This is a genomic window from Phocaeicola faecicola (assembly GCF_013618865.1).
In the GTDB taxonomy this organism is placed as follows: Bacteria; Bacteroidota; Bacteroidia; order Bacteroidales; family Bacteroidaceae; genus Phocaeicola; species Phocaeicola faecicola.
In genome coordinates, this window is record NZ_JABSOE010000082.1 from 1 (window position 1) to 16,112 (window position 16,112).

Consider the following 16,112-nt stretch of genomic DNA (forward strand, 5'->3'; position numbering starts at 1 on the left):
ATGCTACACTCCCCATCGTCTTTCGTTGAATGGATAAGTCGGCTGGTGATAGGTTATTATTTCAAAGAACACGAACCTAATAGCTTGCCAAAGCTATATTTATTATATGCCCTTACGGGCGCACCTGTAACTGGTCTTGAGCTCCTCCTTGCCATGCGTCCATAAAGGGGGAAAGGTAGTTTTCCAGTGAGGGATACGAGGTCAAAATCGTGAAAATATCTGCATACGGTTTGTTTAAGAATTCTATCGCGTGAGGAAAGGTACAATACTTGCCGTCCTTGTAAATCCGCAAGTACCAAATAATGGCGGCAAGCAGGATTATCGGGGATTCCACGAAAAAATCACCCTGTTTCTGTATCCAGGTCTTGTTCAAATTCAGGAGAATGGTATAGGCTGATTCGTAGGCATCACTGATATCGGCCATGAATTTCGGGTTTATGGGATTGCATCTGTGACTGCGTCTCGGATCGTCAAAGTTTATCACATAGAACTCCGGTCTGACCTTGTATTTATCCAAATTTTTCAGCAGCTCGTTATAGGCTATTACGGAAAGGTCATCAAATTTGTAATCATACAGATATAGTGCGAATCCTTTGGAAATCTGCTGTTTGATAAAATTATTCACCACTGCGTAACTCTTACCCGAACCGGGCGTTCCAAGCACGATGGAAGCACGGAAAGGGTTGACAATGTTTATCCATCCGTCCCAATCCTTACCCTGATAGACGAACTTTGTCGGCAAGTTGACGGAATACTCGTTCTCCATGAGCCTTGTTTCCTGCATGAAGCTCTCATTGGCGGTATTGAACACGTCCTCCATAAGATTATTCTTCAACATACGGCTTATCCACATACCCGACATCAAGAGAAGGATATATCCTGCGGTAAGCGTTACCGTATATATGACGGCATTGGATGTCGGGCTGAACGGCAGGTCGAGCATCCACCAGTTCATGAAAAACAGCACCATGCCCGAAAGGAAAGCGGCGTATATCCTGTTCCATGTCATTTTCTGGTTTTTCACTCCTTTTGTGCCCAGACACGAGAGTGCAAGGAATATGACGGCAAACACTTTCGTTATAAGCAGGTTGCTGAACAGCCCCGCCGTTCGCTGAAAATTAAGCAGTATCTTATCGACTACACCTATATTGATACCCATATCCACGAACGACCGGTAGCAGAACCAATAGACGTGAATGACAATAAACACGATGGATATGGCCCGCATGAATTCCATGACTTTGGCCAGTCCTCTCAAATCATCTTCCTGTTGCATAATGGACTAATTTTAATATTAGAAAAATCGGTAATTATGAGATTCCGCGGGAGCGGCGTTTCTTCTTCTTTTTACGTTGCAGTCTTCGGGCAAGAGCCTCTTCCTGCGGGTCGGGACCGTTCTGCTCCATGGCGAATATCCCGAAAGCCTGTTCGATGGCACTTCCCATATCGGAGGAGAATCCGCTTTGCAGACCGATGTCCTGCATATGGGCATCCACATTGGGGATGTTGTCAGGATTATTAAAGAGCCGTTCAAAGGCATTCGCCGAGAACTCCTTGCCAAATCGGGAACCGTTATAAACTTCCCGGTTCTTGTGATCAATGAAGGTTGCGCCATAAATGCGCCCTTCCTCGTTTTCCCGAAATACCACATCTATTCCTTTTTCGGCAAGCAAGCGGGTAAACTCCTCCCGGCTGCCACGGCAACCGTGCATGGCAAGAGCCACTTCGTTCCGAATCTTCGGCTGCCATTTTTTTGCCTTATACTCGCGAATGTTGTAACCGATACGCTTTTCCAATCCTTCATACCCGTAGCGTTTACCGATAAGGGAAGACTTGATGGGCGTACATAGCGGTTTGCCCGTGTCATCCGTCATGGTATAGACGATGCCGTTATAGGGAGTGCCCTCGAAATCGCCCTTGACCTGCTTTGCCTCTATATTGAAACAGGAGAGCAATGCGCTGTATTCCCCGAAAGACTGGAAACGGTAAGTGCCGAACACGCTCTTTACGATATTGGAAACCTGCTTCTTCACGTCACCGTTTTGGTAATCCGCTTTTTTGAGGTACGGCTCAAGCAATTCCTTCCGTTTGTCTTCTACCTGCTTCAGTCCGAACTTCCGTTCCAGTTCCCGGCAGGCTTTCATCGAGCGGTTCCACTCGTAAGCGTCACTTATTTTCTCACCGTTTTCCTTCACGCAGGTAGAGACGATATGGATATGCCTGCGGTCTATGTCCTCGTGCAGATACACAATGTATGGCTGGTCGCCATATCCCATCTTCTGCATATATTCCCTTGCCAGATCCGCGAACTGTCCGTTCGTGAGGCGGTCATCCACCGATGGGTTCAGGGAGATATGCAGTACCGGCTTCTCCGTGTTCCTGTTGGCGGCAAGGTAGCTGTCGAAAGCCCATAGTGTCTGCTGCATGACATTATGGGGATTTCCGGTGATATCGGTAATCATACGGTTGCCCGTGATGATACGGGCGGTGGACTCATCCACTTTCCGTTGGTTGTAGATGACCGCTCCGTAAAGCGATACACCTCTGTTGATTTTAGCCACCATTCTGCTGTTCCTCCTTATTCCTTTTTATCAGGTATTCCTCCTCGAACTCCCGGGTAAGCATGATAATCCTTTTGCTCAGCACCACCAGATCGATGGTGGCCTTCTCCAGATTACGGAGCAAGGCGAATGCCCGTTTTTCACCGAAATTGGACTTGACAGCTTTTACCGTCTGGTTGTAGTTGTTACCGATAGCTTGGAACTGGTGATAAAAATTTGTCAGTCTGATGTAGTAATCCATCGCAGCCTTGTCGATTCTGACGACCTTCATTTCTCGTCCGAAAATCATGGCCTTGATGAATCTTGCCCGCTGTTTCATGCCTGATTTTTCAAACAGAAGCTCGAAATTCCCATTCTCTTCCGAGGTCAGTTTGATACCGTAACGGAAAACAGCCGGGTCAGTTTTCGGCTTTCTGCCCGTGCTTCCTGTTTTTCTTCTTTTCCTGTTTTCTTCCATACGCATTGAGTTTTTCTGTTACTGATCTTCCGTCATGGATTTCCGACTTTGGAGGAAATCCCTCCCGAGCCTTCAGGCGAGTGGCAAGTTTGTTTTGGGATGCCCGAATCATTTCGGGCTGCCCAAAACACAACTTGCTATGTTCGCTTGAACATGAATTTTCCTTCGTCAAATTAAGTTTTGACCTTCAGCCTCATTCTTCGGCTTCGGGAATCCTCCGCAGCGGTATCCGTTCCGTTGTCGGTGCAAAGTTATGGCGGTTTATCCTGTTGTAAAATAGCTGGTTATATGTAACGTAATGACAAATGATGACACAGGTCGTCACCTCCCTTAAAACATAGTGCAGGTATGAAAAAATACCCTTTTATTTGCAGCGTGAACGGTAAAACAAACCAATAATCAAGTGGCTGTCCGTTGTATTGTCGGTTAGCGAAAACACTTGTTGCAACAGGCGGGCAGTGATTGTTTACTTGCTTTGTTGGGGCAGATAACTATCGGTTGGTCGGTTTGCCGGTTGGTGAGCACAAAGTAACCATATCACTAACGAACCTTGTCACAAAGCAAACAACAGACAAGTAAAACAATAGTGTAATAAACCATTAAAAAAGTTCAGTTATGAAGAAGAATCCGTTATTCGTTGCGGTCAGCAACCAGAAAGGTGGGGTCGGCAAAAGTACAATGTTGGTAACACTTGCCAGTCTCCTGAATTATTCGATGGGCAAGAATGTGGCTATCGTTGATTGTGACGCCACCCAGCGCAGCCTGTTCAATCTGAGGGAACGGGACATGGAGATGGTGGAGATAAACAAGAAATACATGGTGTTGCTGGAGGAACAGAGACTCAGGGGATGCAGGATTTATCCTATCAGGCAGGCAAAGCCGGAGAATGCACGCCAGGTGGCCGGAGAGTTGGCGGCAAAAGCAGATTTTGATATCGTTTTCATAGATTTGCCGGGGTCTATGGACATATCCGGCGTTTTGCAAACCATTTTCAATGTGGATTATGTATTGACCCCCATTGCCGCTGACAATTTCGTTATGGACAGCAGTTTTGTCTTTGCAAAAAGCGTCATGAAGTGTGCGGAAAACCGGAAAAACATTCCCTTGAAAGACGTGTTCCTGTTCTGGACCAAGGTAAAGAAAAGAAGCAATACAGAAGTGCTTGACAACTATATGGCACTGATGAAGAAACAGGGGTTGAAAATTCTGGATTCAATGATTCCCGATCTCTGCCGCTATGACAAGGAACTCTCATCCCGGACACGAACCTATTTCCGCTGCTCGCTCCTTCCACCGCCGGCAGGACAGCTTAAAGGCAGCGGATTGCAGGAACTGGCAAACGAACTGATTGTAAAATTTAACCTGTAATTGAGATATGGCAAAGAAAATTGTAAAAGTGAATGAAGAAAAAATCAGGGGATATATGGTCGGTGACATTCCTGATGCCATCGAGAACGAGGATATCATAGTGGTTGAGGTTCCGGAAGAGGAAAACAATGAAAGGCAGGATACGGAAAAAGAAACTGCCCGGAAAAATCCCAAACCTTGCAATATGCCCGAATGTGACAGTAACTTTCGTCAGAAGTATCTGGTGAATACCCCCATGCCCGGACGCATCCAGGTATACCTGAACCGCAAGCTGTACGACGAGATAAAGAATTATCTCCATGTGATAGCTCCCGAAGTAAGTATTGCGAGTTATATCAGTAACATCATCGCCGAGCATATAGAACTCAACATCGAGGAAATCACCCGAATGTATAAAGACCGTTTTTCACCCCCTAAAATTCAATAGTCATGGAAACAACATTAATTTATTTTTCAGTAAAAGTCCTGTCGGCAACCTACATATTATATAAGGTATGGATGTTCATTTTCAGTCCGAAAGTTTATAATTTTTGGGATAGTCAGCTTCGTCATATGCGTATTGCACGTATCCGGTTATGGAAATCACGCAAAAAGCGGATGGCGAAAAAAGCAAGGAAAGCCCGGTATAGGGCAAGACTGGACAAGGCTGAAGCGTGGATCGCACAAGCGGAGAAGAATATCCTTAAAGTCGGGCATGAAGAGAAAACCGAAACGCAGCCGAATCCACTGGACGAGTACAATGAAGTTATCGGAAAGACAAAAATAGTCTATCTTGAAGACCCGGACGTGGCGAGAAAAACTCCCACACGTTCTGAACCTATGAAGAAAGAGCCTATAGAGGAAGATGAGGATATAGATCCGGATGATGTGATAGATGGTTTCTCTTCACAAAAGGGACTGACAGAATCGGAAAAACGGGAACTTATGTCAAATGACGGGTGTGTTCCTGACCCGGATTTTTCAAGGGCACTGACTTTTGAAGAACTGAACAATGTCGCTGATGTACTTATTTCGGGGACGGATGACAGAAAGAAAATCCGAAATGCAGCCGAAACCTTGTATCAACTTCAGGATACAGACCTGTTCAGGTTCTTTGCAACCGAATTGAGTACTCAAAGCCAATTGGAAAAACTGCTCAAGGAAAATATGCCAAATGGAAAAGAGACGCCAAAACAGTCTTTGGAACAGATTAGAATTGATTGGAATAAATACATGTAAATATGGGATCGAATGTGAAAAACAAAAAACAACAAGCAATGCCGAAGTCAGAAGCAGAATCTTTTGGCATAAAAAGAAATCCTGCAATTCGTGCCCCACGCATCTATCTATCTGAAGAAGAAATCATCAGAATTATGCGGAAAGAAGCCGCTATTAAAAAGAAGATAGGAAATCTTATTGATAGTATGCTTTGTGATGACTCACAAATTTCAGAAATGGATAATACAAAAAATAAGACAGAGGCATTCGATATAGATGAATTCGTTTAATTGTTTCCTTTTGCTGTCATAGTTTCAGAAGGCATGTCGATGTGATATCGGTGTGCCTTTTCCTGTTTTTGGAGATTTATATATCCAAACTGTCTCTTTTTGTTTCCATCGTCATATTAAATTTCTGCCAATATTGGCACTTATCTATTATGGACTATAAGATAATACTGACAAATAGGTATTTAAGAGAAATCAATGCAAAAACTCTATCTTTGCAAAAAAAATGAACGATGGCAATGACAAAAGCGATATTGGAAAAATGGCTGGTGGCGCAGAAGCGTCACCGTCTTTCAGACAGGCAGGTGCAGATGGCCCGTGAATTGGGTCTGAATCCCGACAAACTCGGCAAGATAGATAACCACCGGCAGGAGGTGTGGAAAACCCCGCTTCCGCAGTTTATCGAGGATATCTACTTCAAGCGGTTCAAACGGGAAGAGCCGGAAACGGTCAAGCCCTTAAAGCAGATTATGGCTGAAATGGAGGTCAAGAAGAAGCAACAGAAAGCGAAGAAGGAGGAACGGAGAAAACAGCGTGCCCTCTCTTCCGGTTCTGAGGAATAGGTAATGTATATATAATAAAGAAGCGAAGTGTGAAGGCCGATCGGCTTTCACACTTCGCTTTTCCATTCCAATACAGACAGCCGCTATTTCATCCTTTCATAAAGATTGATGACCGGCTTGCCGCTTTCCAACGCCTTGCTCACCGTGTAGAATGTTCCCCCTTTCGGCACAAGATCCCAATAGGCTATAACTGTATCTGCTTTACGCACCATGTATTCATCCCTGCGAAGGTAACATCCCTTGTGATAATTCTCGGAAACCATGACCACCCGGTCCATCCTTTCCAACAGACGGGCATACAACAGCCGGTCTTCCGCTTCAAACCATAAAGGCTGTTTCCGAAAAGGTACTGCCGCTATGAGCTTGATACCTTCGTATCTCTCCCTGACCTGCAAGACCGCCTCCGCAGCAGTCATATCAAATCCGCTGGCCATCCCGGTGTAGTATTCCTTGTATCCCTGCCCGTACAGTTCTGTTACCATTCCAGCCACAGCTTCCCTGATTTGTGCAAGTATCCGGGGATCGTTTCCGAACCCTTGCAGAATACGTTCCTTACGGTGTCCCGTGAAAGCCACTGTCTGATTGTTTCTTGTTTCCATGTTATCTTCTGTTTTTTGTTTTACATATATCCATTCAAACCGAACGGTATTTTATTTCCTGAAGGCTTTTCCGCCCCGGTCCGGAATCCCGCAAGGCTTGCCGTGAAAAAATACCGCAAGCGCAGCGAGGATGATTATTTCACGGCAACCAGTCCGCAGGGCCGCCTTGCCGGGCTTCTCAGGACACGGGGCTACCTTTGCCGAAAGAAATGAAATGCCGCTTTCTCCTTATCCTGTTTTTACTGTTTCATATTGCCGGGAAAACCCTTTTTGAATGGTTGAAAATTCCCTGCCGATGTAACGTGATGTCATACGGTGCCATAAGTCGTACAGTTTGTAAATCAATAAATTAAGCACTATATATTCGCAGTCGAAATCATTTTTTGTCTCACTAATTAAAAGTTTCGACACATGAAAAAAAGATTCTTTTTGGCAGCCATGACGCTGCTGGTTTCAATGGGGGCATCCGCCCAGGGCAACGGTATTGGTGGAATTACGGAAGCTACCAATATGGTCACTTCGTATTTCGATCCCGGCACCAAGCTGATTTACGCCATCGGTGCCGTTATCGGCCTTATCGGAGGCGTGAAGGTCTATTCCAAGTTCTCGTCAGGCGACCCGGACACCTCAAAGACTGCCGCCAGCTGGTTCGGTGCGTGTATCTTCCTGATTGTCGCCGCCACTATCTTACGCTCATTCTTCCTGTAATATGGCGGAATTCAATGTCAACAAGGGGATTGGGCGCAGCCCGGAGTTCAAGGGACTCAAGAGCCAGTACCTGTTCATCTTTGCGGGAGGATTGCTCGCGTTGTTCGTAATCTTCGTCGTCATGTATATGGCAGGTATCGACCAGTGGGTCTGTATCGGTTTCGGGGTCGTTTCCGCATCGGTGCTGGTCTGGGTCACTTTCAGGATGAATTCGAAATACGGTGAATGGGGCCTTATGAAACTCCATGCGCTGCGCAGCCATCCCCGCTACATCATCAGCCGGAGAAAGTTCCTCCGGTTGTTTTCTCCAACCATTAAAAATAGAAAAGCATGAAAAACGTAATGAAAACAGCCACGCTGGAAAGCAAGTTCCCGCTGTTGGCCGTGGAGAACGGCTGCATCATCAGCAAGGATGCGGACATCACCGTGGCATACCGGGTGGAATTGCCCGAACTGTTCACGCTGACACGTGCCGAATACGAGTCCATGCACTCCACCTGGGTAAAAGCGGTAAAGGTTTTGCCGAACTACAGTATCGTACACAAACAGGACTTCTTCATCGAAGAGGGATACAAGCCGGATATCTGCAAGGAAGACCTGAGCTTTCTGAGCCGCAGTTTCGAGCGGCATTTCAACGAGCGGCCGTATTTGCAGCATACCTGTTACCTGTTCCTTACGAAAACCACGAAGGAACACAGCCGGACGACCAGCAGTTTCAATGCACTTACAAGGGGATTCATTATCCCCAAGGAAATGCAGGACAAGGAAACCGTCACCCGGTTCATGGAGTGTTGCGGACAATTCGAACGCATCGTGAACGACAGTGGCCTGCTACGTATCATCCGCCTGACGGATGAGGAAATCATCGGGAGCAAAAATTCCGCCGGCATCATCGAGAAGTATTTTTCCATGTCGCAGGAAGATGCTACCTGCTTGCAGGATCTGTCACTCGGTGCCGGGGAAATGAAGGTGGGCGACAACTACCTGTGCCTTCATACGCTTTCCGATCCGGAAGACCTGCCGTCGAACGTGTCAACCGACTGCCGGTATGAAAGGCTCTCAACAGACCGGAGCGACTGTCGGCTGTCCTTTGCCGCACCGATAGGCATTCTGCTTACCTGCAACCATGTGGTGAACCAGTACCTCTTCATTGATGATTCGGCGGAAATTCTCAGGAAATTCGAGCAGACCGCACGGAATATGCATTCGCTTTCCCGTTACAGCCGTTCCAACCAGATTAACCGCGAATGGATTGAAGAGTACCTGAACGAGGCGCACAGCAAGGGGCTGACCTCCATCCGCGCACACTGCAATGTCATGGCCTGGAGCGATGACCGGGAAAAGTTGAAGCGCATCAAGAACGATGTAGGCAGCCAGCTGGCGTTGATGGAAGCCAAACCGCGCCACAACACGGTGGATGTGCCGACTCTGTTCTGGGCGGCAATACCCGGCAATGCCGGAGATTTTCCGTCCGAGGAGAGTTTCCACACCTTTATCGAGCAGGCCCTGTGCCTGTTCATCGGGGAAACCTCCTATAAGGATTCGCTCTCTCCGTTCGGCATCCGTATGGTGGACCGCTTGACCGGAAAGCCGGTCCATCTGGACATTTCCGACCTGCCGATGAAGAATGGCACCATCACGAACAGGAACAAATTTATCCTCGGCCCGTCCGGCTCGGGCAAGTCCTTCTTTACCAACCATATGGTGAGGCAATATTACGAGCAAGGGACACACGTACTATTGGTGGATACGGGCAACTCCTACCAGGGGCTGTGCAACCTGATCCACGCGAGGACACACGGCGAGGACGGGATTTATTTCACCTACGAGGAGGATAATCCCATCGCCTTCAATCCTTTCTATGTGGAAGACGGAATTTTCGACATCGAGAAGAAAGAGTCCATCAAGACGCTTATCCTTACCCTGTGGAAGCGTGACGACGAGCCGCCGACACGTGCCGAGGAGGTGGCACTATCCAATGCGGTCAATCTTTTTCTGGAGAAAATCCGCAGGGACAGCAGCATAAAACCCTCCTTCGATACCTTCTATGAGTTTATCCGTGACGAGTATCAGGATATCCTGAAAGAGAAGCGAACCCGTGAGAAGGATTTTGACGTGTGGGGATTCCTGAATGTGCTGGAACCTTATTACAAGGGTGGCGAGTATGACTTCCTGTTGAATTCCGACAGACAGCTTGATTTGCTTGGCAAACGGTTTATTGTCTTCGAGCTGGACAATATCCGTGACAACAAGGTGCTGCTTCCGATTGTCACCATCATCATCATGGAGACTTTTATCAGCAAGATGCGCAAGTTGAAAGGTATCCGGAAAATAATCCTTATCGAAGAGTGCTGGAAGGCATTGGCATCCGCCAATATGAGCAACTATATCCGCTACCTTTTCAAGACCGTCCGAAAGTTTTTCGGCGAGGCCGTGGTCGTGACCCAGGAAGTGGAGGACATCATTTCTTCTCCGATTGTCAAGGGCACCATCATTAATAATAGTGACTGTAAGATTCTCCTTGACCAGCGCAAGTATATGAACAAGTTCGATGAGATCCAGACCTTGCTCGGTCTGACCGACAAGGAGCGGGCGCAGATACTTTCCATCAACATGGCAAACAATCCTTCCCGAAAGTACAAGGAAGTGTGGATTGGTCTCGGAGGCTCACAGTCAGCAGTCTATGCCACCGAGGTGTCGCTTGAAGAATATATGTGCTACACCACTGAAGAAACGGAAAAACTGGAACTCATGCGCCTTACGGACAAACTCGGCGGCAACATAGAGCTTGCAATAAGGCAGCTCGCAGAGAGCAAACGTAACAGTAAGTAACATTCAAAAATCAAGAAAGACATGAAATTTACCGAATGGATAAGACATCGGATTGTCGGTCGCTTCCAGGAACCGGACTACCGGGAATTGCAAGAGATTGCTCAAAAAGCCAAACGTCTTGCCGGTGTGTACAATCACGGGGAACTTGCAAAGCTTATCCGGGAGTACAGTCATTCGGAAAAAGCTATTGAACAGATCGCCCTGCTGATAGCGAAATCCGAACCCTTCGATTCTCCCATATCAACGATGAACAAGGAATCCGTAGATATGATGGATGTATTGACGGATACTCCATTTATGGCGAAACACGGCTCTCAACTGACGGATATCCCACCATGGGAAGCCACATCAGTGCATGGTTTGTTCGCAATGTATACCATTATGCGTGATTGGGGATGTACGAAATATCCGATGAATAGAATTGAACGCCCGCCACATAGTGAAGTAATATCCGCAATAAGAATATTGGACTTCCAGAGAAAGAGCCGGGATGTATCTGAACTATGCGAACTCGCCTCATACAGCATGGTGCCATCGACCTACGTCAAGCTGCGCTATGGCATTGAGGACAAATGCAGTACCTATGAATGGCTCGAAAGCTATCTGATGGACAGGGATGACTGCTGCATTGAGCCTGATGTCAGGATGAACATTCCCCGTATAGAAGCTGAGATGTGTGCGGCAGCTGAAAAGGCCGTCGAGAATATCCCCGGAGTCCGTCTACCGGACTTCTATCTTGAGGGACTTAACCAGGAACTTTACAAATTGGGGCGTATCGCCGTGTCACCGGATGCTTCAAACGACCTTATCAATGTGCAACCGGATTTTCTGATCAAATACGGTATTGACAAGACCGCAGCCCCGGAAGAACAATCCCGTCAGGCACAGAAAGCCTACAAAGAACTGGATGACAGATTAGGCCGGGTTACCAGCCGCAGACTGTATGCTGACGAATTCTTCGCATCCCTCAGACACGGGAAAGAAAAAGTGGCAGAGGTAGACCGTCCGAGACCGGTACACAAGCCTATCCTCCGTAACCCGCCGTCCAAAGGGCGAAAAATGGGACTTTGACTTTCAACAGATTTTTATTCATCAATTAAAACAGAAACATCATGAAAAAGAAAATCCTCATGCTGTGTATGGGTTGCATCTTCATCAGCCTCACAGCGAAAGCGCAATGGGTAGTGACCGACCCCGGAAATCTTGCCCAAGGCATCATCAATGCCGCCAAGAACATCGTTCACACATCCTCCACTGCCACCAATATGGCGAATAGTTTTCAGGAAACCGTGAAAATCTACCAGCAGGGCAAGGAGTATTACGACGGGCTTCGCAAGGTCAAGAACCTTGTCCGTGATGCCCGCAAGGTACAGCAGACCATCCTGATGGTGGGCGATATCACGGACATCTATGTCACCAGCTTCGAGCGTATGCTCAGCGACCCGTATTTTACGCCGGAAGAACTGAGCGCGATTGCTTTGGGATACACCAAACTGCTGGAAGAAAGTGCCCATTTGCTGAACGATTTGAAGACGGTGGTCAACGAGAACGGGCTTTCCATGAACGACAAGGAAAGGATGGACATCATTGACCGCTGCTACAACGACATGCTGCAAAACCGCAGCCTGGTGCAGTATTACACCAACAAGAATATCGGGGTGTCCTACCTGCGTGCCAAGAAACAGAACGATCTCGACCGTGTGATGGCTCTGTACGGTTCACCCAACGAACGCTACTGGTAATTTCGAGGAGGATTGCTTATGGTATTGTTGGCTGTGAATTTTGACAACCTGCATCAGATTTTACAGAATCTGTATGTGGAAATGATGCCACTCTGCTCACAGATGACCGGTGTCGCCCGAGGGCTTGCCGGTCTGGGTGCTCTTTTCTATGTGGCGTATCGTGTATGGCAGGCTCTGGCCCGTGCCGAACCCGTGGATGTCTTTCCGCTTCTACGCCCTTTTGCCCTGGGGCTTTGTATCATGTTCTTTCCGACACTCGTTCTGGGTACGCTGAACAGTATCCTCTCGCCCGTCGTGAAAGGGACCCATACCATATTGGAGTCGCAGACCTTTAACATGAACGAGTACCGGGCACAGAAGGACAAGCTGGAGATTGAGGCGATGAAACGGAATCCCGAGACAGCCTATCTGGTCGACAAGGAGACTTTTGACAACAGGCTGGACGAGCTGGGTGCGTTTGACGCTATAGAAGCCTGCGGGATGTATGTGGACCGTGCGATGTACAACATGAAAAGGGCCGTACAGAATTTCTTCCGGGAACTGCTGGAACTTCTGTTCAATGCGGCGGCGCTGGTCATCGACACGCTGAGGACATTCTTCCTGATAGTCCTTTCGATACTCGGTCCGGTTTCTTTCGCCATCTCCTGCTGGGACGGTTTCCAAACTTCTCTCAGCCAGTGGTTCGTCCGCTATATCAGCATCTACCTTTGGCTTCCTGTCAGCGACCTGTTCAGCAGTGTGCTGGCGAGAATCCAGGTGCTGATGCTACAGAGGGATATCGAGCGGCTTTCCGATCCGGATTTCATCCCCGACAGTTCAAACGCGGTTTACATCACTTTCCTCATTATCGGCATCATCGGGTATTTCACCATACCGACCGTATCAAACTGGATTGTGCAGGCCGGAGGCGGTGCAGGCAACTACCTCAAGAATGTGAACCAAAGGGCATCCCAGGCCGGTTCCCTGGCGGCTGGTACGGCAGGATCAGCAGTGGGAAACATTGCCGGAAGGCTTATCAAGTAATAACAGTATAAAACATTTACAGAATGGAATTCAAATCATTGAAGAATATCGAGACCAGCTTCCGACAACTGCGTCTGTTCGGGATTGTCTATCTGTGTGTATGCACGCTACTTGTGGTTTTTTCCGTATGGAAGGCTTACACTTTTGCGGAAGCGCAACGGGAGAAGATTTATGTCCTGGATGAAGGAAAGTCGTTGATGCTTGCCCTTTCACAGGACTTGGAGCAGAACCGTCCGGTGGAGGCAAGGGAACATGTCAGGAGGTTCCATGAACTGTTCTTTACGTTATCCCCTGACAAGAGTGCGATTGAGGGTAATATCCAACGGGCCATGTTCCTCAGTGACCGTTCTGCCTATGCCCATTATGTGGATTTGGCAGAGCAGGGATATTACAACCGGATCATTTCGGGAAACATGAGCCAGCGGATTGGGATTGACAGTGTCAGGTGCGATTTCAATACCTATCCGTATGAGGTCGTGACCTATGCGAAACTCTCCATTATCAGGGAGAAGAGTGTGACCGAACGCAGCCTTGTCACACGTGGCAGGCTGCTGAACTCCACCCGCAGCGACAATAATCCGCACGGTTTCATCCTTGAAGCCTTCCGTGTGGTGGAGAACAGGGATATCAAAGTGTATGACCGTTAAAATTTTGAATGTATGAAACAAATGTTTGTAAGAATCAAGGAAACCGTTGCAGAAAAGCTTCGGGGTTTGTGTGCCGGGCTTTCTCCGGAAAAGAGAATGTTGACAGTCATCGTGCTGGCTGTCCTGTTTGCTCTCGGAAATTTCTATCTGATTTTCCGCGCCATCTATGACATCGGGCGGGAAGATGTACAGCGGGACATCATTGAGATAGCCCCGTTGGACATTCCGGATATCGTTCCTGCCGATACACTCCCGGATAAAAGGGTGCAGGAGATGGAAGAGTTTTTTAACCGATTCAATCAGAAAGAAAATGAGTAATGATATTAATAAATTAAAACAGAGGCTGGAAATCAGGAAATACCTGGTTTTTGCCGGGATGTTCCTTCTCTTCCTCGGTGCGATGTGGCTCATTTTCGCACCGTCCGAAGAGGACAAACAAAAGGAGGAGAAAAATGCGGGCTTCAACACCGAACTGCCTGACCCGAGAGGAGCCGGCATAGAGGAAGACAAGATTGCCGCCTATGAGCAGGCTGACATAAAGCGCAAACAGGCGGAAAAAATGCGTACACTGGGAGACTTCTCAGGTGTTGCGGATGAAAACTCCGGAGCTGTCGTGGCATTGTCATCGGATGCGGATACCAAGGATGGCAGTCCACGTGCAAGTGACAGAAGGAATGAAGCCCGCTCTTCATCCGTTTCCGCCTACAATGACATCAACAGGACTCTCGGCAACTTTTACGAGTCACCGCAGGAAGACCCGGAAAAGGAGGCGTTGAAAGCCGAGGTGGAACAACTGAAGCAGACGGTTGCCGCACAGAATGCACAGCCGGGTTATGAGGAACAGGTGGCACTTTTGGAAAAGTCCTACGAGCTCGCAGCCAAATACATGCCGGGTAATGGCGGCAAAAGGATGGACAGCCGCCCGGAGGATGAAGAAGCCGGACGGGATGGAAACATGAAGGCCGTTCCCGTCGGGCTGGTCTCCACTCCCGTGGTTTCATCGTTGCCGCAACCGGTCCGGGATTCCGTGCCATTAACGGGAAGGACATTGGCGGAAAGATTCCATACCCCGATTGGTCACAGGGATGAAAAAGACGTGAGGAATACCATACGCGCCTGCATCCACGGGAACCAGACTGTAATCAGCGGTCAGGGCGTGAGGATGAGACTGCAAGAACCGATGCGTGTAGGAAAACATGTCCTTCCCAAAAACTCCTTGCTCATCGGAGAAGGGCGCATACAGGAAGAAAGGCTTCACGTCAACATCCTTCAGGTGGAATATGGCGGTACCATCATCCCCGTGAAACTTGCCGTGTATGACAATGACGGACAGGAAGGCATCTTCATTCCGGGATCCATGGAAGCAAACGCTGTCAAGGAGGTTGCCGCCAATCTGGGGCAGAATCTCGGCACGAGCATCTCCATCACCAACCAGTCGGCAGGCGACCAGCTGCTTTCCGAACTCGGGAAGGGTGCCATACAGGGTGTTTCACAGTACATCTCCCGGAAGATGCGTGAAGAGAAGGTGCATCTCAAATCCGGTTACACCCTGATGCTTTATCAGAATGACAATCAATGACAACCCATTAAAATTCAATCAACATGAAAAAGTTATTTGTAATGCTTGCCCTTGCATGGGGCACCATGGGCGCCTTTGCCCAGACTGAAACCGACAGCGCAGCGGTGGTAAACAAAAAAATCACACCGGTCAAGGAAGTGTATCCCCAAAAAGAGGAAGACGGGGACCTCTATCACGGGCTGACCCGCAAACTTACCTTCGACCGGATGATACCGCCGTACGGTCTGGAAGTGACCTACGACAAGACCACGCACATCATCTTCCCGTCTTCGGTGCGTTATGTGGACCTCGGATCGCCGAACCTCATTGCAGGCAAGGCGGACGGCGCGGAAAATGTCATCCGTGTAAAGGCTACCGTAAAGAATTTCCGTGAGGAGACCAACATGTCCGTGATAACCGAAAGCGGAAGTTTCTATACATTCAGTGCGCCCATAATAGGGGCTTGATAATAATCACACTGGCAAGTGATTAGGTTAGTATTCCAATTAAGAAACCTATCCCAAACCGACTTATCCGAATGGGAAACCAAACGGGGAGTGAAGCATGTCG

17 protein-coding genes and 2 pseudogenes are annotated in these 16,112 nt (G+C 48.1%); 15 read left to right on the top strand and 4 right to left on the bottom strand.

Going from position 1 to position 16,112, the window contains the following annotated elements:
* Positions 1-124: 124 nt before the first annotated feature.
* The 3 genes and pseudogenes from H3001_RS17020 to mobA form a co-directional block, all read right to left on the bottom strand.
* Positions 125-1,276 (bottom strand): annotated as a pseudogene (locus H3001_RS17020) (YWFCY domain-containing protein); the annotation flags it as partial.
* 34 nt (positions 1,277-1,310) lie between these two features.
* A complete protein-coding gene (mobB, locus tag H3001_RS17025) occupies positions 1,311-2,564 on the bottom strand; it encodes a conjugal transfer protein MobB (protein WP_181215576.1) in 1,254 nt (417 codons plus the stop codon).
* On the bottom strand, positions 2,554-3,024 hold the full coding sequence (mobA, locus tag H3001_RS17030) for a conjugal transfer protein MobA (protein WP_181215577.1): 471 nt from the start codon (positions 3,022-3,024) through the stop codon (positions 2,554-2,556). Before mobA ends, mobB begins: the two co-directional genes overlap by 11 nt.
* A gap of 609 nt (positions 3,025-3,633) precedes the next feature.
* On the opposite strand from mobA, the gene H3001_RS17035 reads away from it, so the two are divergent.
* From H3001_RS17035 to H3001_RS17055, 5 genes are all read left to right on the top strand, one after another.
* Positions 3,634-4,386, top strand: coding sequence for a ParA family protein (locus H3001_RS17035; RefSeq protein ID WP_005644302.1), 753 nt, complete (start codon positions 3,634-3,636; stop codon positions 4,384-4,386).
* A gap of 7 nt (positions 4,387-4,393) precedes the next feature.
* Positions 4,394-4,813, top strand: a complete 420-nt coding sequence (locus tag H3001_RS17040) for a DUF3408 domain-containing protein (RefSeq protein WP_005644303.1) — start codon at positions 4,394-4,396, stop codon at positions 4,811-4,813.
* Between the two features lie 2 nt (positions 4,814-4,815).
* Complete coding sequence (locus H3001_RS17045) at positions 4,816-5,604, top strand: DUF4122 family protein (RefSeq protein WP_181215578.1); 789 nt, start codon at positions 4,816-4,818, stop codon at positions 5,602-5,604.
* Positions 5,605-5,606: 2 nt separating this feature from the next.
* Positions 5,607-5,873 (top strand): hypothetical protein, encoded by a 267-nt coding sequence (locus tag H3001_RS17050; protein ID WP_005644305.1) that lies wholly within the window; start codon positions 5,607-5,609, stop codon positions 5,871-5,873.
* A 230-nt stretch (positions 5,874-6,103) separates the two neighbouring features.
* The gene (locus H3001_RS17055; RefSeq protein ID WP_008779479.1) at positions 6,104-6,433 is read left to right on the top strand and encodes a hypothetical protein; all 330 of its coding nucleotides are present in this window, start codon (positions 6,104-6,106) and stop codon (positions 6,431-6,433) included.
* Between the two features lie 83 nt (positions 6,434-6,516).
* On the opposite strand, the gene H3001_RS17060 is transcribed toward H3001_RS17055, so the two are convergent.
* Positions 6,517-7,032, bottom strand: a complete 516-nt coding sequence (locus H3001_RS17060; RefSeq protein ID WP_181215579.1) for an SLOG family protein — start codon at positions 7,030-7,032, stop codon at positions 6,517-6,519.
* A 411-nt stretch (positions 7,033-7,443) separates the two neighbouring features.
* Between H3001_RS17060 and H3001_RS17065 the strand changes: the two genes are divergently transcribed.
* The 10 genes and pseudogenes from H3001_RS17065 to H3001_RS17110 form a co-directional block, all read left to right on the top strand.
* Complete coding sequence (locus tag H3001_RS17065; RefSeq protein WP_004310646.1) at positions 7,444-7,740, top strand: DUF4134 domain-containing protein; 297 nt, start codon at positions 7,444-7,446, stop codon at positions 7,738-7,740.
* Between the two features lies 1 nt (position 7,741).
* Positions 7,742-8,074 (top strand): DUF4133 domain-containing protein, encoded by a 333-nt coding sequence (locus H3001_RS17070; protein WP_008777826.1) that lies wholly within the window; start codon positions 7,742-7,744, stop codon positions 8,072-8,074.
* Positions 8,071-10,572, top strand: a complete 2,502-nt coding sequence (locus tag H3001_RS17075) for a TraG family conjugative transposon ATPase (protein ID WP_117904233.1) — start codon at positions 8,071-8,073, stop codon at positions 10,570-10,572. The genes H3001_RS17070 and H3001_RS17075 overlap by 4 nt, the downstream gene beginning before the upstream one ends.
* Before the next feature lie 21 nt (positions 10,573-10,593).
* On the top strand, positions 10,594-11,643 hold the full coding sequence (locus H3001_RS17080; RefSeq protein ID WP_181215580.1) for a hypothetical protein: 1,050 nt from the start codon (positions 10,594-10,596) through the stop codon (positions 11,641-11,643).
* Positions 11,644-11,684: 41 nt separating this feature from the next.
* The gene (locus H3001_RS17085; RefSeq protein WP_117904229.1) at positions 11,685-12,314 is read left to right on the top strand and encodes a DUF4141 domain-containing protein; all 630 of its coding nucleotides are present in this window, start codon (positions 11,685-11,687) and stop codon (positions 12,312-12,314) included.
* Positions 12,315-12,332: 18 nt separating this feature from the next.
* Positions 12,333-13,337, top strand: coding sequence for a conjugative transposon protein TraJ (gene traJ, locus H3001_RS17090; RefSeq protein ID WP_181215581.1), 1,005 nt, complete (start codon positions 12,333-12,335; stop codon positions 13,335-13,337).
* A gap of 23 nt (positions 13,338-13,360) precedes the next feature.
* Positions 13,361-13,984: a conjugative transposon protein TraK gene (gene traK / locus H3001_RS17095; protein WP_181215582.1), complete on the top strand. Its 624-nt coding sequence runs from the start codon at positions 13,361-13,363 to the stop codon at positions 13,982-13,984.
* Between the two features lie 12 nt (positions 13,985-13,996).
* Positions 13,997-14,302 (top strand): TraL conjugative transposon family protein, encoded by a 306-nt coding sequence (locus tag H3001_RS17100; RefSeq protein WP_005644331.1) that lies wholly within the window; start codon positions 13,997-13,999, stop codon positions 14,300-14,302.
* Positions 14,295-15,563, top strand: a complete 1,269-nt coding sequence (traM, locus tag H3001_RS17105; RefSeq protein ID WP_181215583.1) for a conjugative transposon protein TraM — start codon at positions 14,295-14,297, stop codon at positions 15,561-15,563. Before H3001_RS17100 ends, traM begins: the two co-directional genes overlap by 8 nt.
* Positions 15,564-15,586: 23 nt before the next feature.
* Positions 15,587-15,988 (top strand): annotated as a pseudogene (locus H3001_RS17110) (DUF4138 domain-containing protein); the annotation flags it as partial.
* Positions 15,989-16,112 lie beyond the last annotated feature (124 nt).